We start from the raw sequence: 21,447 nt of genomic DNA on the forward strand, positions 1-21,447 counted from the left end.
GGGGGTTGTACCGGCCCCACCGTTCCCTCCGCCTCCCTCGGCCCGCCTCCCTCAGCCGTCCGCCGCGGCGACGGTGGTCACGGCCGCAGCAGGGTCTTGACCATCCCGTCCTCCTTCGCCTGGAACGTGGCGTACGCCGACGGGCCCTCTTCCAGCGGCAGCACATGGGTCGCGAAGCCCTCCACGCCCAGCGGATCCCCGCCGTCCAGGAGCGGCAGGATCTCGTCGACCCACCGCCGCACGTTCGCCTGCCCCATCCGCAGCTGGATCTGCTTGTCGAAGAGGGTCAGCATCGGCAGCGGGTCCGCCATGCCGCCGTACACCCCGACGACCGAGATCGTCCCGCCGCGCCGCACGATGTCGATCGCCGTGTGCAGCGCCTGCAGTCGGTCGACCCCGGCGAACTCCATCAGGCGCTGGGCGACCGGATCCGGCAGCATCCCGGTGACCCGCTGTGCCGCCTTCGCCACCGGCGAGCCATGGGCCTCCATGCCGACGGCGTCGATCACCGCGTCCGTGCCCCGGCCGCCGGTCATCTCCCGGATGACATCCGCGAGCTGCGCTCCGTGCTCGCGCAGGTCGACCGCGGTCACCCCGCGAGCGGCGGCCCGGGCGAGCCGTTCGGTCACCAGGTCCACGCCGATGACGACCCGGGCGCCCTGGTGCAGCGCGATCCGGGCGGCCATGTCGCCGATGGGTCCGAGTCCGAGGACGGTGACCGAGCCGTCGGGGGGCACGTCCGCGTACCGCACCGCCTGCCACGCCGTCGGCAGTACGTCCGAGAGGTAGACGAACCGTTCGTCGGGCGGACCCTCGGGCACCTTCACCGGCAACCGGTCCGCGAACGGCACCCGCAGGTACTGGGCCTGCCCGCCCGGCACCTGCCCGTACAGCTTGGTGTACCCGAAGAGCGCGGCGCCCTTGCCGTGCTCGCGCACCTGCGTCGTCTCGCACTGGGAGTGCAGGCCGCGCGCGCACATGAAGCAATCGCCGCACGAGACGTTGAAGGGGACGACGACCCGGTCGCCGGGGGCGAGCGACGTGACTTCGGGACCCGCCTCGACGACCCGTCCCATGGGCTCGTGCCCCAGGATGTCCCCCGGATCGAGATACGGTCCCAACGTCTCGTAGAGATGCAGATCGGAACCGCAGATACCGGTCGCCGTGATGCCCACGATGACGTCCGTGGGCTCCTGGATCGTCGGATCGGGCACAGTGTCCACCCGGACGTCACGCCTGCCGTGCCATGTCAGCGCCCGCATGGGACACCTCCTTCTCGACGCCTTCTCGCCGCGGCGCCGTGCGGTGACGCCCCGAGCCGTGCGGGCGAGTGCCCGGCGGCGAGGGGCCGAAACGGGGCCGCCGGCCGCTCAGCCGACACGACGGCCGGTGAGCGGAGCCGTGGCGTCGCCGCTCCCCGCCCGTACCCCACGCAGGAAGGCCCGCAGGGCCTCCACCGAGCTCACCGTCGGCTCCCAGTCGAGTTCACGGCGCGCCCTCTCCGTGGCCAGCACGGGCAGCCGCAGCACCGCGTCGAAGAGGTCCGGCGAGGCGGGCGCGACCCGCAGCTTCCAGGCCGCCGCGAGCGCGCCGCGCACGGCGCTCCTCGGCACCTTCACGGCCCGGGCGTCCAGCAGCCCGGCCAGCGTCTCGGCGTCGACCACCGGGTCCGCGGCGAGGTTGAAGGCGCCTCGGACATCGCGCAGCAGCGCCCGGAGGTAGGCCTCGGCCGCGTCGTCGGTGTGCAGCGCCTGGAAGCGCAGGCCCTCGAACCGCGGAACCAGGGGCAGGAGTTCGGGGCGCAGCAGACCGCCGGGGAAGAAGCGGCCGGCGAAGATCCGGCGCTGCTCGCTCGCCGACTCCTCCTTGAAGAGGAAGGCCGGTCGCATCCGCACCACCCGGGTCAGCGGATGATCGCGCTCGAAGGTGTCGAGGACCCGTTCGAGATACGCCTTCTCGCGGGTGTACGCGGCGCCGGGCCAGCCGTGCGTCGGCCAGGACTCCGAGACCCCGGGGCCCGTCTTGGGGCCGGGGGAGTACGCCCCGACCGACGAGGCGTGCACCAGGACCGGCACCCGCCCCGCCGCGACCGCGTCGAAGACGCGCAGCGAGCCGAGGACGTTGGACCGCCAGGTTTCGACCGGGTCATGGGTCGGCTGGAAACGCCAGGCGAGATGGACGACGGCGTCGGCGTCCTCGACGTACTGCGCGAGCCGTGGCTCGTCGCGTTCCAGCGACAGGTCCACCTCCGCCCACTCCGTCTTCGGGAGGGTCAACCCGGGCCTGCGGCGGGCCAGTCCGAGGACGGAGGCGACCCGCGGCTCCCGGGCGAGGGCCCGGACCACGCTCGTACCGACATTGCCGGTGGCGCCGGTGACGACCACCTTCAGGGCGTCGCTCGCGTTCATGGGACAGACCTTCCGTTACGGAGTGTGTCCGAACGGGTCGCGCAGGTGAGCGTCCGACCGGACTATAGAGCAATGGAGGGAAGGGGGGCGTGCCAGGAGGACAAGATGTTGCTGCCCGACAAGAAGACGATCGACCGGCTGCTCCGGCACTACCGGGCCCAGGAGCGAGTGGTTCTCCAACGGCCGGGCGACCTGTCGACGCGCAGGCGCTTCGAGGACACGGCGTACACGCTGTGCGTCCTGATGGGAGAGCGGACCGCCCGCGAGGCGGTGCACGCGGCCGAGCGGTACGTCGGCACGGGAAGCCGCGTGCCCCGCAAGACGCTGGAAAGCCTTCCCGGCGCCTGACCGCCCCCTCAGGAGGGCCCGACACCCATCCGGGACCGATCGGGCCCTCCGGAGGACCCCGCGCCCGGCCCGCGCGGACCGCGGCTTGACGAGGACGCCACGGCCGTCCCACGCGGACCGCGGCCTGATGAGAACTCCGTGCCCGATCCGCGCGGACCCTGCTGTCCCCAGGACCCCGCGCCGACCCCCCGGCGGCCACGCCTTCACGACGGCCCCGCGTCCGTTCCGGGCGCCGAACGCCCGGCCGGCCGCGCGGAGGTGGCCGGTGCCGGGGCCCCGTCGGGTGTCGTCACCGCTCCCGCCTCGCCGTCTCGGCCGGAGGGCCGACCGTCACCGCCCGTCCGTCCGACGGGTTCGCGGACGCCGTCGGATCGGGGGTGGGCCGTCGGTTCGGGGACTCCGGTGGGGGGCTGCCGGTGCCCCCGGGCGCGGCCGCCGTCGGCGTCCGCGGCGACTTCCGGCGCCCGTACGCCGATCGCGGCCGCACCGTCCGCCGACGCCTTGCCGTCGAGCGGGAGGTGATAGACGGCGTACGCCCGGCCGATCACCGGCTGGGCCACGTTCCGCACCCGGATCCCGCCCGCCGTCATCCCGTGCTCCGTGCCCAGGTGGGCGTGCCCGTGGACGGCCAGATCGGCTCCGCCCTCGTCCATGGCCTCCGCCAGGAGGTAGCTGCCGAGGAACGGATAGATCTCCGGCGGCTCCCCGGCCAAGGTGTCCGGCACCGGCGCGAAGTGCGTCAGGGCGATCCTCACCCGGCAGCCGTCCGCGCCCAGTTCCTCCAGCGCGTGGCGCAGCGCGACCGCGCTGCGCCGGGTGTAGCGCACGAACGCCTTCATCTCGGGCTCCCCGAACTCCCCCGCGCTGCGCCCCGCGAAGCCGCCGCAGAACCCCTTCGTACCGGCGACGCCGATCTTGTGACCCGCCACGTCCAGCACCGCGGCCGAACCCTCGAGGACGCTGACGCCGGCGGACCGCAGGGTGTCGGTCACACCCGTCTCCTGGTCCGAGTGGTAGTCGTGATTGCCCAGCACGGCCACCACGGGCACGCCCAGACCGGTCACCTCCCCGGCCACGACCTCGGCCTCCTCGACGGTCCCGTGGCAGGTCAGATCACCCGCCAGGAGCAACAGGTCCGCTCGATCGGAAAGAGTCTCGAACGCGGGCCGCAACAGGCCATGACCGTCCGGCCCCAAGTGGATGTCCCCGACCGCTGCCACGCGCACGACATCGTTCCGCTCGTCCGCCCTCGTGTTCATCGCAGCTCCTCGGAACGGTCCGGGGCGTCGGCGCAGACCACGACGAGATCGGAACGGACCGGCAGCCCGCCCATCATCTCGTCCGCGATGCGCAGGATCTGGTCCCGCCGCGCCGCGGTGGGCACGGCTCCGGAGAGAAGTACCGCGCCTCCGCGCATCTCGATCCGTACACCCAGCTCGGCGACCTCGTCGCCCGCGAGCCGGTCCAGCAGATGGGCGATCAGGTACTCGCCTTCGTCACCTTCCCTCATCGTCGGCCTCCCTCCCGGGAATCACGTCCAGCCGCTCCAGCAGGTACAGAAAGGCGTCCGGCATCGGGGCGTCCCCGTGCTCCCTGCGCACCCGGTCCCAGTCCACGCGCTCGCGCAGGCCCCGGGCGACCGGCAGCAGCGCCCCGAAGTCGCAGTGGTGCTCCGAGAGCGCGGCCAGCCGGCTGCTGACCAGGTCCGTGGGGGCGAGCACCGGCATGTGCACGGAGTCGACCGGCAACTGCTGGGCCCGCTCGAGCAGCTCCGTCGTCACCGGGCGGTCCGCGAGCGCGAAGATCAGGTCGATCTGCTCGCCCCTGGTGCGCGCCTTCACCAGCCAGTCCTCGGGCGGCTCGACGATCTCGATGCCGTTCTCCTCGAGGATGTGGACGACCGCCTCCGCGTCGTCACGGCGCAGTGCGAAGTCCGTGTCGTGCTGCAGTCTGACCGGGATGCCGTGCGCGTACACCGCCACGCTTCCGACCAGGGCGAAGGGGCAGCCCGACTTCTTCAGCAGCGCGGCCACCTGCTTGGTGGTCTCCAGGATGGCCTGGGTGTGGTCCGGCGGCAGGCTCTCCGGCGCCCCTCCCGCGCTGTCCCGTCCGCGGCCCCCGGCCGGGGCGGGGGACGAGGCGGGGAGGCGGTTCGGGTCCGACGCCGTGCTGTTCGAGCCGGTCCGGATGGCGTTGTGCCGGGCCGGGCCTTCCATCAGGTTCATGGCCGGTGCTCCGTCCTGCTGAGGTCCATGCCGAGGGTTCAGGGGCGGGAGCCATGCGGGTACCCAGTCACCGGGAAATGATCCGTCGCCGCTTCGTGGTCGATTCGAGGCAATGGTCGAGTTTCGGGCCGTGGGGTGGGTAGACGCCCGTGAGGCGCGGGAAGGCGAAGGGAAGGCGGTGACCCCATGGAGGCCGAGAGGTTCGCCGTCGAAGCCGTCTCCGGGGAGGAACCCGGTTCCGTGGTGCTGACCCTCCGAGGGGAGCTCGACCACGACACCGCGGACACCCTGCGGGCGGCGCTGGAGGAAGGAAACGGTACGGCGGAGGCGACCGGACCACCCGTCACGGGGGCGGATCCACCGGACCGGCCCGTCCGGGCGGGCCGGATCGTCGTCGACTGCTCGGCTCTGACGTTCTGCGACTCCTCGGGCCTCAACGTGCTGCTGAGGGCCCGCCTCCGCGCGCTGGAGTCGGGCGGGAGCGTGGAACTGGCCGGCCTGCGGCCGCCGGTCGCTCGCATGTTCGAGATCACCGGGGCGATGAGCGTCTTCCGGGTGTACGAGGACGTCGCGGAGGCACGGGCGGACCGGCGGGTGGGCGGGTAGACGCGCGAGGGCGGAGGCACTCATGGACCAGGAAGCCACGGCCGGCGAAGCCGTCGGGGAACACGAGGGCCAGATTCGACGGCTCCTGTTGTTCGGCACCCGAGGCGTCGTGACGCGCTGCCGCGACTTCACCGCCGAGGCGCTGGCCGACTGGGGCTGGACACCGGCAGAGACCGAGGAGGCGCGGGAGCGGGTGGACGACGTCCTGCTCCTGGTCTCCGAGGTGGTCACCAACGCCTGTCTCCACGCCGGCGGCCCGGAGGAACTCGTCCTGCGCCACACGGGGGAACGCCTCCGGATCGAGGTCGCCGACGCCAACCCCGACCATCCGACGCGCCGCCTGCCGCGGGCCGCTTCGCTCCCCGGGGGGCACGGGCTGATGGTGCTCGACCGGCTGGCGGGTGATTGGGGATCGGAACCGCGCGAGGGCGGCAAGGTGGTGTGGCTCGAGGTCGATCGCCCTTCCCGCACGTGGCACCACCCCTGAACACGTGGCACCACCCCTGAAGGCGACGGTCCGCGGCACGACCGGCATGCTTCAGGTGTCGGGGGTGTCCTCCAGAGGCCGGTCCTGAGCCCATGCTTCAGGTGTCGGGGGCGTCCTCCAGGAGTCCGGTCCTGAGCTCGTCGAGGATCCTGGCGAGCAGCCGGGAGATGTGCATCTGGGACAGGCCGAGCCGCTCGCCGATCTCCGACTGCGTGAGTTCGTCACCGAAGCGCAGCGACAGGATCCGCCGGTCCCGCTCGTCGAGCCGGGCGATCAGCGGTTTGAGCGACTCCAGGGAGTCGATCAGCTCGAAGGAACGCTCCTCCTCGCCCAGGCGACGGGCCCCCGCCGTGAGCGACGTCTCCTCGTCGCCGGCCGGGGTGTCGAGCGAGCGCGCCACATAGCCGTTCGCGGCCTGCTCGCCCTCGGCCACGCTCGCCTCGTCGACCCGAAGGTGCGCGGCCAGCTCGGCCCGGCTGGGACGGCGGCCCAGATCCTGCTCCAGCGTGTCGATCGCCTTGGCCAGCTCGATGCGCAGCTCCTGGAGTCGGCGCGGAACCTGGACGGCCCAGCTCGTGTCCCGGAAGAAGCGCTTCATCTCGCCCACGATCGTGGGCAGCGCGAACGCCGAGAACTCCACGTCACGGCTGGTCTCGAACCGGTCGATCGCCTTGATCAGTCCGATGGTGCCGACCTGGATGATGTCCTCCGTGGGCTCCGCCCGGTTCTTGAAGCGACGCGCCGCGAATTTCACCAGGCTGAGGTTCAGCTCCACCAGGGTGTTCCGGACGTACGCGTGTTCCGCCGTGCCCTCCTCCAGCGCCTCCAACCGGGTGAAGAGCGCCATGGAGAGGGTCTGGGCGTCGGCCGTGCTCACTTCCGTGGGCCGGTCGATCTCGGGCAGGCCGTCCAGCGCCCGCCGCCGCACCTCGGCCGGCTCGACCGGCGCACGTGGCGCGGCCCCCGGGAGAGTGGCAGGAGCCGGGGCGGCGGAGTGATGTCGGGCGATGTGCGAAGTGGACATGATGCTCCCTCGACGGGTGGCGCAGCCCTTCGCCGTCCGGGAGAGGCGGCGAAAGGCCATCGTTCGAGAGTCCCTAGGGAGAGATTCCCTTTTGAGATGAATTGACACCGAATGTGAGGGAAACGGCGACGTATGACGACGTCGCAGCAGCACGGCACGGCGCGAGCCCGGCGGTTCCCCCTGACCGGCGGGCCCGGCGTGGTGGCCGAGTGCCGTGATCTCGCCCGCCAGGCGTTGCGGGAGTGGTTCGGGCAGGCCGGAGCCCCGGGACAGACCGCCGCCGAGGACGTCCTGCTCCTGGTCTCGGAAGTCGTCACCAACGCGTACACCCATGGGGGCACCCCCTACGAGCTGTGCCTGCACCGCACGGACGGGCGGCTGTGGGTCCAGGTCAGCGACACCAGCCCCGTGCACCCGCGCCCCCGCGGGCCGCACCGGCCGACCCGGTCCTCCGGGCACGGTCTGTACCTCCTGGAGCGGCTCTCCGTGGCGTGGGGCTCGCTGCCGCGCTCCAAGGGGAAGGCGGTCTGGTTCGAGGTCGAGGTGCTGGGGCGGGCGGCCGAGCCCGGAGCCGATGGGGGCGACAGGGCGGACGGGGCCGAACGGGCGGACACGGCGGACAGGCCGGACAGGTCCGAACGGGCGGACAGGACGGGCAGAGCCGAACGGGCCGCCGACGGCGCCCACGGAAACCGTGCGGCCACCAGGGCCGACGGCGGCGACAGAAGCCGGCAGGCCACCGGGGCCGACGGGGCCCTCCTCAGCCGGACGGCGCGGACGGCGCCGCCCCATGACGCAGGGCCCGCTCGTCCGGCCTGATCCACTCGGCAGCCCTAAAGTGGTAATGCGAACCGGGCCACCGCGGTGCACCCCGTACCGCTCCCGCGTCGTCGCGAGGCCGTGATGGACGTATCTCCCCGCACCACTCCCGCCGCCGGGGCCGCCGAGCCGGCCGGCCCGGGCGAGTACGGGCTCCGAGAGCTGCTGGCCGGACTCACCGCCGTACGGGACGGCGACCTCACGTTGCGTCTCCCGGAAGCCGCCGAAGGCATCCACGGGCAGATCGCGATCGTCTACAACGACATGGTCGACCAGCTCTCCCTGGTCACCTCCGAGGTCACCCGGGTCGCCCGCGAGGTCGGCGGGCAGGGCCTGCTCGGCGGCCGGGCCCGCGAGCCGCGAGTGCACGGCGTCTGGCAGGAGCTGACCTCGGGCGTCAACACGATGGCCGACAACCTGACCTCCCAGGTCCGGTCCATCGCGCAGGTCGCCACCGCGGTCGCGGGCGGCGATCTGACCCGGAAGATCCGCGTCGACGCGCGGGGCGAGATCCTGGAGCTGAAGGAGACCATCAACACGATGGTCGACCGGCTCTCCTCCTTCGCCGAGGAGGTCACCCGCGTCGCCCGCGAGGTCGGTACGGAGGGCAAACTCGGGGGCCAGGCCACCGTCCGCGGGGTGTCCGGCACCTGGAAGGACCTCACCGACAACGTCAACTCCATGGCCGACAACCTCACCAACCAGGTGCGGAACATCGCCCAGGTCACCACGGCCGTCGCCCAGGGAGATCTGACCAGCCGGATCGACGTCTCCGCGCGGGGCGAGATCCTGGAGCTCAAGACCACGATCAACACCATGGTCGACCAGCTGTCCTCGTTCGCCGCCGAGGTCACGCGCGTGGCGCGGGAAGTCGGTACGGAGGGAAAGCTCGGCGGTCAGGCGGAGGTCGAAGGGGTCTCGGGCACCTGGAAGCGGCTCACCGAGAACGTCAACGAACTCGCCGGGAACCTCACCCGCCAGGTCCGCGCCATCGCCGAGGTGACGAGCGCCGTCGCCGAGGGCGACCTCACCCGCTCCATCACCGTCGAGGCCCCCGGCGAGGTCGGAGACCTCCGCGACAACATCAACGCGATGGTCGAGTCGCTGCGGGCCACCACCCGCGCCAACGAGGAACAGGACTGGCTCAAGACCAACATCGCCCGGATAGCGAGCCTCATGCAGGGCACCCGGGGCCTCCCCCACATCGCCGAGCTGATCATGACCGAGGTGCCGCCCCTGGTCGCCGCGCAGTACGGAGCCTTCTTCCTGGCCCAGCACGACGAACGGGGCACCGAACTCGTCATGACCGCGGCGTACGGCGCCCCGGAGGACCCGGGCGACGCGCCTCGCCGCTTCCGCCTCGGCCAGTCGCTCGTCGGGCAGGCCGCCCGCGACCGGCGCACCCTCGTCGTGGACGAGGTGCCGCCCGGCTACGCCACCATCGCCTCCGGGGCGGGCCAGGGCGAACCGGGCATGCTGATCATCCTGCCGATCGTCGTCGAGGACCAGGTCCTCGGAGCCGTGGAACTCGCCTCGCTCCACCCCTTCACCCCCATCCACCGCGACTTCCTCGAACAGTTCGTCGACACGGCGGGAGCCGTCGTCAGCTCGCTCGTCGCCAACCTCCGCACGGACGAGCTGCTCGGGCAGTCGCAGCGGCTCACCGACGAACTTCGCTCCCGCTCCGAGGAGTTGCAGGCACGCCAGCAGGAACTCCAGCGCTCCAACGCCGAACTGGAGGAGAAGGCGGCGCTGCTCGCCGAGCGCAACCAGGACATCGAGTCCAAGAACCTCGTCATCGAGCAGGCGCGCCAGGAGCTGGAGGCGCGGGCCCAGCAGCTCTCCCGTACCTCCATGTACAAGTCCGAGTTCCTCGCCAACATGAGCCACGAGCTGCGCACGCCGCTCAACAGCCTGCTGATCCTGGCCCGGTTGCTCGCCCAGAACCCGGAGGGGAACCTGACGGAGAAGCAGGTCGACTATGCCGAGGTGATCCACTCCGCCGGCTCCGACCTGCTGCAGTTGATCAACGACATCCTCGACCTGTCGAAGGTCGAGGCGGGCAAGATGGAGATCCGGCCCGAGCCGTTCGCGCTGCACCAGCTCCTCGAGTACCTGGAGGCGACCTTCGTCCCGGTGGCCGACGAGCGCGAGCTGGAGTTCTCGGTCACCGTGGGGCCGGACGTGCCGGACGAGCTGACCACGGACGAGTCGCGGCTCCGACAGATCCTGCGCAATCTGCTCTCCAACGCCATGAAGTTCACCGACAAGGGCCGGGTCGAGCTGACCATCGACCGCGCGGACAGCGCCGAACTGCCACCCCGGCTGCGCGAGAACGGGTCGGCCCTCGCCTTCCGGGTCAGCGACACGGGCACCGGTATCCCGTCCGAGCGTCTGGAGAGCATCTTCGGCGCCTTCCAGCAGGGCGACGGCACCACCGCGCGCAGCTACGGAGGAACCGGCCTCGGGCTGTCCATCAGCCGCGAGGTGGCCGGGCTGCTCGGCGGCGCCCTCGACGTCCAGAGCACCCCCGGGCGCGGCAGCGTTTTCACCTTCTACCTTCCCGAGCCACGGCTCGGAGACCTGCCGGGCCTCGACGGCGGGCAGGGCGCCGTCGAAGGCGGCCGGGCCGAGGGCTCCGGTCGGCCCGAGCCCCTCCCCGAGGGCGTGCCGGACCCCCGCACGGCGGGCCGGACCGTACTCGTCGTCGACGACGACGTACGCAACGTCTACGCCCTCACCGAAGTGCTGGAGGGCCACGGCGTCCGGGTCCTGCGGGCCGACGGCGGCCGCTCGGGTCTCGACCTGCTGAGCAGCCATCCCGAGGTCGAACTCGTCCTGATGGACGTGATGATGGCCGGTATGGACGGCTACGCCGCCACCGAGGCCATCCGAGGGCTCCCGGGACGCGCGGAGCTGCCGGTCATCGCGGTGACGGCGAAGGCGATGCCGGGCGACCGCGCCAGGGCCCTCGCGGCGGGCGCCAGCGACTACATCGCCAAGCCCGTCGACGCGGAGGAGCTGATGACCAAGGTCCGCCAGTGGCTTCCCTCCTGATGCCAGGCTTCGGCGGCGGCGCGTTCGGTATCGCCTTTCGGCTACGGTCCCGGCTCCGTCAGCGCACGCGTACGGCGACGATGCTGGTGTCGTCGTCCGTGTCGCCGGCGGCCGCGCTCAGCAGCCGCTCCACGAGTTCGTCCAAGGGGTAGCGGCTCTGCCGTTCGGCCTCCGCGACGAGCAGCGCGAGGCCCTCGTCGAGGCCGTCGTGACGCCGCTCGATCAGCCCGTCCGTGTACAGCAGCAGCGTGTCGCCCGCTTTCAGGCGGGCGTGCCGCTCCTCGTACTCGTACGCCGGCACCGCGCCCAGCAGGACGTCCTGCGGGGGGTCGAGGAGTCGCGCCTTACCGTCCCGGATCAGCAGCGGCGGCAGATGCCCGGCGCTCGACCAGACGATGCCGCGGTCGGCCGGGTCGTACAGCGCGCAGACGGCCGTGGCGGTGGGGTGGCCGCTGGTGCGCAGTGTCACCTCGTTGAGCCAGCGCATCAGACACCGGGGGGAGTTGCCGGTGAAGGCGAGTCCCCGCTGGGCGTTGCGGAGCGCCACCATGCCGTTGACGGACGTGATGCCGTGGCCGGCGATGTCGCCGACCGCCACCAGGATCTTGCCGCTCGGCAGTGGGAGGACGTCGTACCAGTCGCCGCCGACCCGGTACTCCTCCGCCGCCGGCCGGTAGCGGGCCGCCGCCATCAGACCGGGCAGCTCCTGCAGATCGGCGACCTCGGGCACGATGGCCTGCTGCAGCTGCAGGGCCAGTTGGTGCCGGATCTCCGCTCGGCCCTGCACGGCCGTCAGATGGTCGAAGGTCGCGTTGAGCGCCGCCTCGGTCCGGCGGCTCGCGGACACGTCCTGGTAGACCCCGGCGATCCCGCTGACGGCCCGCCCGTCGAGCAGCGGTTCGGCCGCAACCCGCACATGGCGCACGGTCCCGTCGTCCAGCAGGATGCGCAGCACCGTCTGCGCCCCGGTGCGCCGTTCGGTCAGCGTCTTGAGCAGCCCGGTCAGCGCCACGCCGTCCTCCGGGTGCACCCGGCCGCGCAGCCCGAGCAGGGGTACGGGCTTCTCGTCGCGGGCCATGCCGAAGATCGCGAACGCCTGTTCCGACCACATGGTCTCCCCACCGGTGAGACTGTCCTGGAAGGTGGCCACGCTCTGCAGACGGGCGACCGCCCGCCCGGTCGCGAGACCGGCGTCGCTCGCCGTGTGCCACAGGACCACCGTGCGCTCGGGACCGGCCGGCAGCACCCGTACGTCGAACAGATGAGGAGAGCCGCCTCCGGGGGAGGGGTCCGACAAGGGCAGCAGAGCCGCCCGCTGCAACCGCGCGCTGCGGTGGGCGCGGCGCGCGAGATGGGCCAGTTCTGTGTGGACCCCGGGCAGGGCGAGGGCGAGGGAACGGTCCTCGGGCGGCGGCGCGGCCCCCAGCGCCTCCACGGCCTCTTCGTTGAGATGCTCGACCGTGGGAGCCGTGGACGACGGCGGGGTGTGCAGCAGCATCGCCGGGTGGACCAGCGCGTCCAGGACGTCGGCGAGTACGGGGGTGGCCGACGGCGCCGCCTCGGCCGCGTCCAGGACGGTGCCCGCCACATCCATGAGGCCCATCAGCGCCCGCTTCACGGGGGTGTCCAAACTCTGTGGCCCGGGCCAGCAGACCAGGGCGAGGCCGACCGTCGCCCCGCGCAGGCGCAGGGGGAGCAGCGCCCGCGCGGCGCGCGGCCCGGAGCCTGGCAGGACGACGTCGTCGCGCCCCGAGTCCAGCCAGGCGGCGGACCCGTCCGTGAGCACCTCGCGGAAGAGGGCAGGGCCCGCCGGGGGGATCCACTGCCAGAGCGCCGCCTCGGCCGCGCTCACGCCGGCGTGCCCGGCGAGCCGCAGACAGCCCGAGTCGGCGCAGCGCCAGAGCCACAGACTCTCTGCTCCGAACGGGGTCAGGCCGCCCTCCAGCAGGGTCCGGGCCGCTTCGCCGACGGTGTCGGCGGTCTCGGCGGCCACCACCGTGCGGCGGGCACGGCGTGCGTCGACGACATGGTTCGCGAGGGCTCGGGATGCCCCGGCGTCCGGCGGGTTCTCCCGTGCCGCCGCCCCCGCTGCGGACACGACCGGAGGGTGCGGCGACGGTCCCGCGACGGCGTTGACGATGTCCGCGGCGAGGTCCTCGATCCCCAGTCCGGTGGCGTGGGCCAGGGCGTCGAGGTGGGCGGCCGCGTCGGCCGGCGAGGCGTTCAGCTGGGCGGTGAGGACGCCGGTGGCCAGGTCGAGAAGGTGCCGACGAGTGAGTTCGGCGCGCAATCGGCGGTTCTCCGCCGAGAGGCGGCCGGTGCTGTCCTGGCCGGACCGTGCCCCATCGGCCCCTGGAGGCGTCGCCGCGGGCGTCGTCGTCACGGCTCCTCCGTCCCTGCACCGCACGGTCGTCCGGAATCATCGTGTCCGCTCAAGATTCTACCTGTGCGGGTCGATTGTCAGGTTTTATGGGAGGGAGTGCCGGGGGTCGCGACGTGTCTGAAAGGTGCTTCTCCGGGTAGTCGCCGCAGCAGAACGGATGAGGATCGCCGGAGCTCCGCTTTCCGCGCACCGGCCCGACCGGACCTTCATCCGGGGAGACGACGGACGGCCGGACCCGGACCGGACCCGAGGAGGTGTCGGCGATGGAGGAGGCACGGCTCTCACAGCGCGAGCGGCGCATCCTGGCCGAGATCGAGCGAGAGCTGAGAGAGGACGCGCCACTGGAGCGCAGACTCCGGACGATGCGGCGCGGGGCCGGGCTGCCGGCGCTCTCCGCCCACGGCCGGCGCGAACGACGGCGGGATCGTCGGGCGGCCTTGGGCACCGCCCTGTCGGGGCTCCTCGCCCTCAGCCTTCTCGTCTCCGCGGTCGCGACCGGGGCGCCGGTCCTGATCTGGGCGTTCGCGGCGGTGTGGGTCGTCACCCTGGTCTGCCTGCTGCGCCTGGTGATCCACTGGTCGACGAAGACGAGGACGAGAACATGAGCAGTGTGACCGAGACGGCCACCGGGACCGTGGATCCGACCACGAGCGCGCCCGGGCTGCCCGCCGCCCGCGGTGACGTGTCCGCGGCCGTGCGGGCGTATCTGCGCGGAGACGCCGACCGGCTCCCCGACGCCGCCGCGACCGCGCGCCTCGACCCGTACGGCGAGGACCTCCAACTCGCCCTCCATCTCTGCTACGAACTCCACTACCGGGGCTTCCCCGGGGTGGCGGACGATGCGGAGTGGGACCCCCGCCTGCTGGAACTGAGAGCCCGTCTGGAAGCGGTCTTCGTCTCGGCCCTGCGTGAGGAGTGCGGCACGACCGATGACGTCGCCGAGGCGCTCGGAGCGATCCTCGTCGAACCGGTGGGCGGCACCGGAGCCTCGCACTTCCTCGTGGACCGAGGCGAACTCTGGCAGCTGCGGGAGTACGCGGCGCTGCGCTCGGTCTACCACCTCAAGGAGGCCGATCCGCACGCCTGGGTCATCCCGCGGTTGCGGGGGCGTGCCAAGGCGTCCATGGTGGCGGTGGAGTACGACGAGTTCGGCTGCGGTCGCGCCGAACGGATGCACGCGCGTCTGTTCGCGGAACTCATGGCCGACCTCGGGCTGGACACGACGTACGGTCGTTATGTCGACGCCGCCGGGGCCCGGACCCTGGCGACCGTCAACCTCATGTCGCTGTTCGGCCTGCACCGCGCTCTGCGCGGGGCGCTCGTCGGGCACTTCGCGGCGGTCGAGATCACCTCGTCGCCCGGCTCCTCCCGGCTCGCGCTCGCCCTCGAACGGGCGGGAGCGGGACCCGCGGCGATCCGCTTCTACGAGGAACACGTGGAGGCGGACGCCGTCCACGAGCAGCTGGTACGCCGCGAGGTCGTCGACGGCCTCCTCGAGGACGAGCCGGAGCTAGCCGCGGACGTCGCCTTCGGGATCCACGCCACCGGCCTGCTGGAGGACCGGCTGGGCGATGCCCTGGTCGACGCCTGGTCCGAGGGGAAGTCGGCACTCCGCCAACCGCTGGACGCGTGACACTCGGCGCGTGAAAGCGGATGAAAAGGGCAAATGTGTCGTGGGGTCCGCCGGAGTCCCGGCGCGGCCCCACGGACCACGACAGACCGCTCATGCAGCTCATGCACGGTGGAAAGGAACGGACGATGCCTCGCGGATCGAGTCCGAAGCGGGAACGGCAGTACGAACACATCAAGGACAGCGCCCTCGACCGGGGCGCGAGCAAGAAGCGCGCGGAGGAGATGGCCGCGCGCACCGTCAACAAGGAACGCGCCCGCTCGGGCGAGTCCAAGACCGCCGGCAAGACGTCCACCGAGGACATGTCGTCCTCCCGGCGGGGCGGGAAGCGCTCGCACAGCGGGTCGGAAGGACCGACCTACGACCAGCTCTACGCCGAGGCCCAGAAGAAGAACGTCCATGGTCGCTCCTCCATGAACAAGGAGCAGCTGAAGCGTTCGCTCGGCAAGTGAACCACCGGCCGCCGGGACGTCTCCCGGCGTGACCGTACGAGAGCGCCGCGCCCCCGCCGGGGCGCGGCGCTCTCGTACGGCCGTCACGCCCCGCCGTCGTCACGCCCCGCCGACCGGCGCCGCCACAGCCACAGGGAGAGCGCCGCCCCGAGGGACGAGCCCACCAGCGCCAGCGGGAGCCCGGCCCAGGGGCCGGAGGGGACGGACTCCCGGGGCACGCCGTTCGCGGCTTCGGCGCCCGCCATGCCTCTCGGCGCCGCTTCGGCTCGCGCCGGGTCCGGTGCCGCGGCCGCCCGCGCCGGCGCGGTTCGCCGTGAGGGCTCCTCGCTCGGGACCTTCCGCGGCTCCTTCGGCGCTCCCGCCGCCGGCCCCGCCTGGCCCGCCTCGGTCACCGAACGGTGCCTCGCACTGAGCGGCTCCGGCCGCAGGGAGCCCACCGGATGGACCCGCCCCGCCGCGGCGAACCCCCAGTCGAGCAGGGAGCGGGCCTCCTCGTAGACGGCGCGCCCGCCGCCCGACCGGGGGTTCATCACCGACACCACCAGCGTCCGCGAGCCCCGGCGGGCGGCGGCGATCAGGGTGTTCCCCGCACCGCTGGTGTACCCGTTCTTGACCCCGATGATCCCCGGATAGCGCGCCACACCGTTGGCGCCCGTGAGCAGCCGGTTGGTGTTGCGGATGCCGTACGACCAGGACCCCGCCGGAAAGTCGGCGTACGGGGTCGAGCAGTACCGGATGAACGCCGGGTCCCGCAGGCCGGCACGGCCGAAGACCGCCAGATCGTACGCGGACGACACCTGGCCCGGCGCGTCGTACCCGTCGGGCGACACCACGCGCGTGTCGTGCGCCCCCAATGCCCGCGCCTTCTCCTGCATCTGGCGGGCCATCGACGCCCATCCGCCGTTCATCGCCGCCAGCACCCGGACCGCGTCGTTGCCCGAGCTGAGGAAGACGCCGTTCCAGAGGTCCGACACCTTGTACGTGTATCCGGCCCGCACCCCGACGAGGCTGCTGCCCGGCCCGATGCCGGTCAGCTCCGACTCGGCGACGGTGTGCCGCCGATCGTGGTCGAGGCGCGGCAGCGCCGTCACGGCGAACAGCGCCTTGAGGGTGCTGGCCGGGGGCAGCCGTCGGTGGGCGTCGCGCGCCGCGAGCACCTCCCCGGTGGCGACGTCGGCGACCAGCCACGACCGCGCGGAGACGGAGGACGGGACGGCGGGCGCGCCGGGCAGTGGCTCGACCTGGGTCCCGGCGACGTGGAGACGGGCCGCGTCGATGAAACGGGCGACGGGAGGCGTGGGTTCGGTGGCGGAGGAAGCCGTGGCCGAGGGGACCGGCAGCACGAGCAGCAGCGCCGCGGTACCGGCGGCGGCGTGACGGACAGCTGACGTGACGATCATTCAGCCACCGTAGGAAGCGGCGGCCCTATCCGCAGATCGAAGTGCGCCGACCGGCGTACGGGCGGAACCGGACGGACCGGCAGATGCGCGGGAGCCGGGGGCGCGCGGGCGGGGCGGGCGGACGGACCCGGGCGCGGGCGCGGGCGGGAGCCGGCGGACCCGGCGTACGCGAGGGGCCGGCGACGCGGCGCACGAGAGGGGCGGGCGGCGGCGGGGCAGTGGGGTCACGAGGTGTCAGTGGGGCAGGGCATGCTGGTGACGTGGCATCACACCCCTACCAGAGCAGCCCGGTTCCGGCGGAGCCCGGTGAGCCGCGCGCCTCCGGCGTCGCCGGCCCGTCCGGCGCGCCCTTCGGAGGGCCCATGCCCCGGGCCGCCGACCGGCAGCCCCGGCCCGCCCCCGTCGGCCACATGATCGTCTGCGGTGACGACGTGCTCGCCCACCGGCTCGCGGGCGAGCTCCACGACGTCTACGGCGAACGGGTCACCCTGCTCGTCCCCACTCCCAGGGAGCCCGAGCGGCAGGCGCCCGGCCGGCAGGGGATCGCCCAGGCGCTCTTCGGCCGGGTGACGGCGGCCGTCACCCGGAGCACCGTGGGAGAGCAGCGCGGCGCCGCCCCCGCCCGCTCCATCCGGGTGGTGGAGACGGCGGAGGTGGACGACACGGTGCTCCTGGACGCGGGCGTGGAACAGGCGGCGGCCCTCGCCCTCGTGCACGACGACGACGAGACCAACATCCGTGCCGCGCTCGCCGCCCGCCGTCTCAATCCCCGGCTGCGCCTGGTCATCCGCCTCTACAACCGCAAGCTGGGCCAGCATCTGGAAGCCCTGCTCGACCAGGCCGCGGCCGTCGCCGAGCCCTGCCTGGACCCCAAGCTCCTCGACGCCACGACCACCGTGCTCTCCGACGCGGACACCGCGGCCCCCGCGCTCGCCGCCACCGCCGTCGCCGGCACCAGCAAGGTCGTCCAGGCCGGCGGCCTGCTCCTGCACGCCGTCGAACGGCCTCCGTCCACCGACGGAGAGGTCGCCGACCCGGGGCTGTGCACGCTCGCCCTGCTGTCGGCGACCACCAACGACCCGGCCGGCTGCGAGGGCTCGGAGCGCAGCGGCGACGAGGGACCGCGGCTCCTGCCCGACGACCGGGCCGTCGCGGCGGCCCCCGGCCGCGGCACGGTCGCCCTCGAAGCGATCAGCTACGCCGGTCCGACCCTGTCCCCGAACCGGTTCGGCGCCTCCGCCCTGCCCGTCGCCTCGCTCTTCTCACGACGGCTGCGCTGGTCCCTCGCGGGCGTGGCGGCCGCCGTCGGCGGCATCGCCCTCGCCACCTGGCTCACCACCGGCGACCACCCCCTGCACGCCGCCTATCTGACGCTCCTGGACATCTTCGCGATCGGCGAGCCCGCCGTCGGCGAGGCGACCAGCCGTCAGGTGCTGCAGATCCTCGCCGGGTTCGTGGGGCTGCTCCTGCTGCCCGTCCTGGTCGCCGCACTCCTCGAAGCCCTCGGCACGTTCCGCACGGCGACCTCGCTGCGCCGCCCGCCGCGCACCCTCTCCGGTCATGTGGTGCTCCTGGGACTCGGCAAGGTCGGTACGCGTGTCCTGGCACGGCTGCGCCGGCTGAACATCCCCGTCGTCTGCGTGGAGTCCGATCCCGAGGCGCGCGGCATCGCGCTGGCCCGCCGGCTGCGCGTGCCGACGGTCATCGGGGACGTCACCGAGGAAGGCGTCCTCGAAACCGCGCGCGTCCACCGCGCCCACGCCCTGCTCGCCCTGACCAGCATCGACATCACCAACCTGGAGGCGGCGCTCTACGCCCGCTCGGTCAAGCCGGACCTGCGTGTCGCCCTGCGCCTGTACGACGACGACTTCGCCACCGCCGTCTACCGCACCCTGCGCACCGCCCACCCCCAGGCCCTCACCCGCAGCCGCAGCGTCTCCCACCTGGCCGCACCGGCCTTCGCCGGCGCGATGATGGGGCGCCAGATCCTCGGCGCCATCCCGGTCGAGCGCCGGGTGCTGCTCTTCGCGGCCGTGGAGGTGGCGGACAACCCCCTCCTGGAGGACCGCACCGTCGCCGAAGCCTTCCGGCCCGGTGCCTGGCGGGTCATCGCACTCGCCACCGGCTCCGCACCCCTCGGCCGCCCGGGCGCCGGCCTCCTCTGGCAGCTCCACCCCGGGCGGATGCTGGCGCCCGGCGACCGCGTGGTGATCGCCGCGACCCGGCGCGGCCTGGCCGAACTCCTCGGCAGGCGACCGCGGCAGCCCGTACCGGGCGCCGTAGGCTGACACCCGGCGCGCGCCGGCCGCGCCACCTGGGGAGGGGACAATGAACGACATCGCAGGACTGCCCGTGCCGAAGGGCTTCGCATCCGAGGCCGCCCGACAGGTGTGCTCCGAGTACGCCGACGAGGCTCTCTTCCACCACTCGGTGCGGTCGTACGCGTTCGGCGCCGAGTACGCCCGCGTGCGGGGGCTCTCGTACGACGCCGAGCTGTTCTACGTCTCCGCGCTGCTGCACGACCTCGGCCTGACCGCCCCCTTCGACAGCCACACCCTGCCCTTCGAGGAGGCGGGCGGCCATGTGGCCAAAATCCTCACCGCCGGACTCGGCTGGCCGGCCGACCGGCGCGACCGCGCCGCCGAGATCATCGTGCTGCACATGCGCCACGACGTGACCGCCGAGGAGGACGTGGAGAGCCATCTGCTCCAGATCGGCACCACGGCCGACGTGTCGGGCGGCGGCCTCGACGGCTTCGATCCGGAGTTCACCGCGGAGCTGATGCGCCGCCACCCGCGCGCGGGATTCGGCGGCGCCTTCCTGAAGCTCGTCACCGACCAGGGCCGGCGGAAGCCCGGCTGCGCCGCCGACGGTCTCGTACGAAGCGGGGTCGCGGACCGGATCGCGGCGAACCCGCTGGAACGCGCCTGAGGCACGGCTGCGGGAACGTGGGGGCGGGCGCCCCGCGTTCCCGCACCGTCGGCCACCGCTCGCCCCTGCGGGCCCGTCGCGCTGGAGGACCTACCACCTGGTCCAGGGTCTAACGGGGCCTGCCCCGGTCCGCCGTGGGGGACGCGCGCAGGGACGAGACCAAGTGGAGGAGATGGGCTTCGTTGCCGGAGAGGCCGGCGGCTCGCAGAGCCTCGTCCGCCTCCGCCATGGGGTGGGTGAGCATCGCCCCGGCGTACGGAGCGAGGCGAGGATCGGTCAGGACCGCCTGGGTGGACTCCAGCAGACGAAGGTACGCCTGGGCAGCGGCGCGCTCACGGGCGGTGATCGTGGTCATGTCGGGCTCCCTCTCGACAGGTTGGCACCGCCCACCCTCTCCTACGGGTCTGACAATCGGGGTCAGGCTCCCTCCCGCCCGTCCAGGTGCGAGGCGAGGCGGTCGAGGAAGACCCGCTGGCCGGAGACGAGAAGCGGAGCGGCCGCCACGGGCGTGAACCAGCCGACCCGGTCGATCTCCGGGAACTTTTGCTGGACGCCCGAGCCGCGCGGCCACTCCATGGTGAACGTGCCCGGCACGATCCGGGTCGGGTCGAGATCCGCCTCGACCGCCCAGATCGTGACGGTCTTTCCGTTCGACTGGCGCGCCTCTCCGAGCGCGATCGGCTCGCCGTCGGGTGCCGGCAGCCCGAGCTCCTCCTCGAACTCGCGCCGGGCGGCTGCCTCGGGCGTCTCCTCGGGACCGTACTCGCCCTTCGGGATCGACCAGGCGGAGACGTCCTTCGACGACCAGAACGGTCCGCCCATATGGCCGATGAGCACCTCGATCTCACCGCCCGCGGTTCTGCGGAACAGAAGGAGCCCAGCGCTGCGCTTGTCCGGCATGCCGTCCAGTGTGGCCGAACCGGTCAGATCCCGCAGCTGCTCGCCGACCAGTAGCGGGAGGCCCTGGTGTCGACGTGCGCGTGGTCGCCGTGGCCCGGGTAGCCGGGGCCGAGGATCCCGTTGAAGCCGTGGTAGCGGGCCTGTTTGGCCAGGGTGCACAAGGAGGGCGAGCCGGTCAGGTCGATGCCGTCCCCGTACAGATGCCGGCTGTCGGACGAGCCGCCGACCGCCGAGTTGCAGGCGTACGAGCGGAAGCCGCTGCTCACCGAGATCGGTACGTCGCCGAGCGCGTGGCGCATCGCCTCCAGTTTCCACATCGCCCGCAGGGCGTTGGACTTGGCGGTGGCCGCGCTGACGGCTCCGCCGGAGAAGTCGCTGTTGCACTTGTTGAGCTCGGCGTACGTGAAGTGGATGGGCGTGCAGTCGGCGTCCTGGAGCGCGTACAGCTTGGAGAAGGTCGAGGGGCCGGCCACGCCGTCCGCGGGGAGTCCGTACGCCTGCTGGAAGCGGGTCACGGCGGCCTTCGTGGCCGGGCCGTAGTCGCCGTCGACGGCGAGCACGCCACCGTACCCGGGGTAGCCGGCCACTCGGATCTGAAGTTGGATCACATCCGACCCGGACATGCCGGAGGACAGGGTGCGACCCCAGGTGTAGCACTCGTCGGCATGCGCCGTACCGGATGTGGCGACCGTGCCCGCGAGGGCGGCGACCACGAGCAGGACCATGGAGAGCAGCGATCTGAGCGTGCGCCGGACCATGACACCTCCGTGTCGGAAG

Annotated in this window: 20 protein-coding genes and 1 pseudogene; 10 read left to right on the plus strand and 11 right to left on the minus strand. The window is 72.8% G+C overall.

The genetic code is table 11. From position 1 onward, the window contains the following. Positions 1-77 precede the first annotated feature (77 nt). Together ABZY12_RS20245 and ABZY12_RS20250 are read right to left on the minus strand one after the other, a co-directional pair. Positions 78-1,262: a zinc-dependent alcohol dehydrogenase gene (locus tag ABZY12_RS20245; protein WP_356892150.1), complete on the minus strand. Its 1,185-nt coding sequence runs from the start codon at positions 1,260-1,262 to the stop codon at positions 78-80. A 108-nt stretch (positions 1,263-1,370) separates the two neighbouring features. Beyond that, positions 1,371-2,408 (minus strand): NAD-dependent epimerase/dehydratase family protein, encoded by a 1,038-nt coding sequence (locus ABZY12_RS20250; protein WP_356892152.1) that lies wholly within the window; start codon positions 2,406-2,408, stop codon positions 1,371-1,373. Positions 2,409-2,513: 105 nt separating this feature from the next. On the opposite strand from ABZY12_RS20250, the gene ABZY12_RS20255 reads away from it, so the two are divergent. Further along, a complete protein-coding gene (locus tag ABZY12_RS20255; RefSeq protein WP_356892154.1) occupies positions 2,514-2,756 on the plus strand; it encodes a DUF5133 domain-containing protein in 243 nt (80 codons plus the stop codon). A gap of 509 nt (positions 2,757-3,265) precedes the next feature. On the opposite strand, the pseudogene ABZY12_RS20260 reads toward ABZY12_RS20255, so the two are convergent. The 3 genes and pseudogenes from ABZY12_RS20260 to ABZY12_RS20270 all read right to left on the minus strand — a co-directional run. Then, positions 3,266-4,015 (minus strand): annotated as a pseudogene (locus ABZY12_RS20260) (metallophosphoesterase); the annotation flags it as partial. Beyond that, positions 4,012-4,266 carry a BON domain-containing protein gene (locus ABZY12_RS20265; RefSeq protein ID WP_356892156.1) on the minus strand — a complete coding sequence of 85 codons (255 nt, stop codon included), beginning with the start codon at positions 4,264-4,266 and terminating at the stop codon, positions 4,012-4,014. The pseudogene ABZY12_RS20260 and the gene ABZY12_RS20265, both read right to left, overlap by 4 nt. Beyond that, the gene (locus ABZY12_RS20270; RefSeq protein WP_356892158.1) at positions 4,253-4,981 is read right to left on the minus strand and encodes a nucleotidyltransferase family protein; all 729 of its coding nucleotides are present in this window, start codon (positions 4,979-4,981) and stop codon (positions 4,253-4,255) included. Before ABZY12_RS20270 ends, ABZY12_RS20265 begins: the two co-directional genes overlap by 14 nt. 186 nt (positions 4,982-5,167) lie before the next feature. On the opposite strand from ABZY12_RS20270, the gene ABZY12_RS20275 reads away from it, so the two are divergent. Both ABZY12_RS20275 and ABZY12_RS20280 read left to right on the plus strand, forming a co-directional pair. Then, positions 5,168-5,587, plus strand: coding sequence for an STAS domain-containing protein (locus ABZY12_RS20275; RefSeq protein WP_356892160.1), 420 nt, complete (start codon positions 5,168-5,170; stop codon positions 5,585-5,587). A gap of 22 nt (positions 5,588-5,609) precedes the next feature. Beyond that, a complete protein-coding gene (locus ABZY12_RS20280) occupies positions 5,610-6,074 on the plus strand; it encodes an ATP-binding protein (protein WP_356892162.1) in 465 nt (154 codons plus the stop codon). Between the two features lie 97 nt (positions 6,075-6,171). Here the strand turns inward: ABZY12_RS20280 and ABZY12_RS20285 are convergent, their stop codons facing one another. Next, positions 6,172-7,098 (minus strand): SigB/SigF/SigG family RNA polymerase sigma factor, encoded by a 927-nt coding sequence (locus ABZY12_RS20285; protein ID WP_356892163.1) that lies wholly within the window; start codon positions 7,096-7,098, stop codon positions 6,172-6,174. 132 nt (positions 7,099-7,230) lie between these two features. Between ABZY12_RS20285 and ABZY12_RS20290 the strand changes: the two genes are divergently transcribed. Beyond that, the gene (locus ABZY12_RS20290) at positions 7,231-7,917 is read left to right on the plus strand and encodes an ATP-binding protein (protein WP_356892165.1); all 687 of its coding nucleotides are present in this window, start codon (positions 7,231-7,233) and stop codon (positions 7,915-7,917) included. Between the two features lie 84 nt (positions 7,918-8,001). Continuing rightward, entirely contained in the window at positions 8,002-10,974 is a 2,973-nt protein-coding gene (locus ABZY12_RS20295) for a HAMP domain-containing protein (protein ID WP_356892167.1), read from the plus strand. Between the two features lie 58 nt (positions 10,975-11,032). On the opposite strand, the gene ABZY12_RS20300 is transcribed toward ABZY12_RS20295, so the two are convergent. Then, a complete protein-coding gene (locus ABZY12_RS20300; protein WP_356892169.1) occupies positions 11,033-13,357 on the minus strand; it encodes a SpoIIE family protein phosphatase in 2,325 nt (774 codons plus the stop codon). A 263-nt stretch (positions 13,358-13,620) separates the two neighbouring features. Here ABZY12_RS20300 and ABZY12_RS20305 point away from each other — a divergent pair, with 263 nt between their 5' ends. From ABZY12_RS20305 to ABZY12_RS20315, 3 genes are all read left to right on the plus strand, one after another. After that, the gene (locus tag ABZY12_RS20305; protein ID WP_356892171.1) at positions 13,621-13,962 is read left to right on the plus strand and encodes a DUF3040 domain-containing protein; all 342 of its coding nucleotides are present in this window, start codon (positions 13,621-13,623) and stop codon (positions 13,960-13,962) included. Next, positions 13,959-14,990 carry an iron-containing redox enzyme family protein gene (locus ABZY12_RS20310; protein ID WP_356892173.1) on the plus strand — a complete coding sequence of 344 codons (1,032 nt, stop codon included), beginning with the start codon at positions 13,959-13,961 and terminating at the stop codon, positions 14,988-14,990. Before ABZY12_RS20305 ends, ABZY12_RS20310 begins: the two co-directional genes overlap by 4 nt. A gap of 125 nt (positions 14,991-15,115) precedes the next feature. Continuing rightward, entirely contained in the window at positions 15,116-15,439 is a 324-nt protein-coding gene (locus ABZY12_RS20315; RefSeq protein WP_356892175.1) for a plasmid stabilization protein, read from the plus strand. An 83-nt stretch (positions 15,440-15,522) separates the two neighbouring features. Here the strand turns inward: ABZY12_RS20315 and ABZY12_RS20320 are convergent, their stop codons facing one another. Next, entirely contained in the window at positions 15,523-16,839 is a 1,317-nt protein-coding gene (locus ABZY12_RS20320; RefSeq protein ID WP_356892177.1) for a serine hydrolase, read from the minus strand. Between the two features lie 410 nt (positions 16,840-17,249). Here ABZY12_RS20320 and ABZY12_RS20325 point away from each other — a divergent pair, with 410 nt between their 5' ends. Together ABZY12_RS20325 and ABZY12_RS20330 are read left to right on the plus strand one after the other, a co-directional pair. After that, a complete protein-coding gene (locus ABZY12_RS20325; RefSeq protein ID WP_356892327.1) occupies positions 17,250-19,127 on the plus strand; it encodes an NAD-binding protein in 1,878 nt (625 codons plus the stop codon). A gap of 40 nt (positions 19,128-19,167) precedes the next feature. Then, complete coding sequence (locus tag ABZY12_RS20330) at positions 19,168-19,770, plus strand: HD domain-containing protein (RefSeq protein ID WP_356892179.1); 603 nt, start codon at positions 19,168-19,170, stop codon at positions 19,768-19,770. Positions 19,771-19,879: 109 nt separating this feature from the next. Here the strand turns inward: ABZY12_RS20330 and ABZY12_RS20335 are convergent, their stop codons facing one another. The 3 genes from ABZY12_RS20335 to ABZY12_RS20345 form a co-directional block, all read right to left on the minus strand. Beyond that, positions 19,880-20,125, minus strand: a complete 246-nt coding sequence (locus ABZY12_RS20335; protein WP_356892181.1) for a hypothetical protein — start codon at positions 20,123-20,125, stop codon at positions 19,880-19,882. Positions 20,126-20,187: 62 nt separating this feature from the next. Then, complete coding sequence (locus ABZY12_RS20340) at positions 20,188-20,670, minus strand: NUDIX domain-containing protein (protein ID WP_356892183.1); 483 nt, start codon at positions 20,668-20,670, stop codon at positions 20,188-20,190. A 23-nt stretch (positions 20,671-20,693) separates the two neighbouring features. Beyond that, complete coding sequence (locus tag ABZY12_RS20345) at positions 20,694-21,428, minus strand: D-Ala-D-Ala carboxypeptidase family metallohydrolase (RefSeq protein ID WP_356892185.1); 735 nt, start codon at positions 21,426-21,428, stop codon at positions 20,694-20,696. Positions 21,429-21,447 lie beyond the last annotated feature (19 nt).

The sequence above is a fragment of the Streptomyces sp. NPDC006551 genome (assembly GCF_040611675.1).
Taxonomy (GTDB): domain Bacteria; phylum Actinomycetota; class Actinomycetes; order Streptomycetales; family Streptomycetaceae; genus Streptomyces.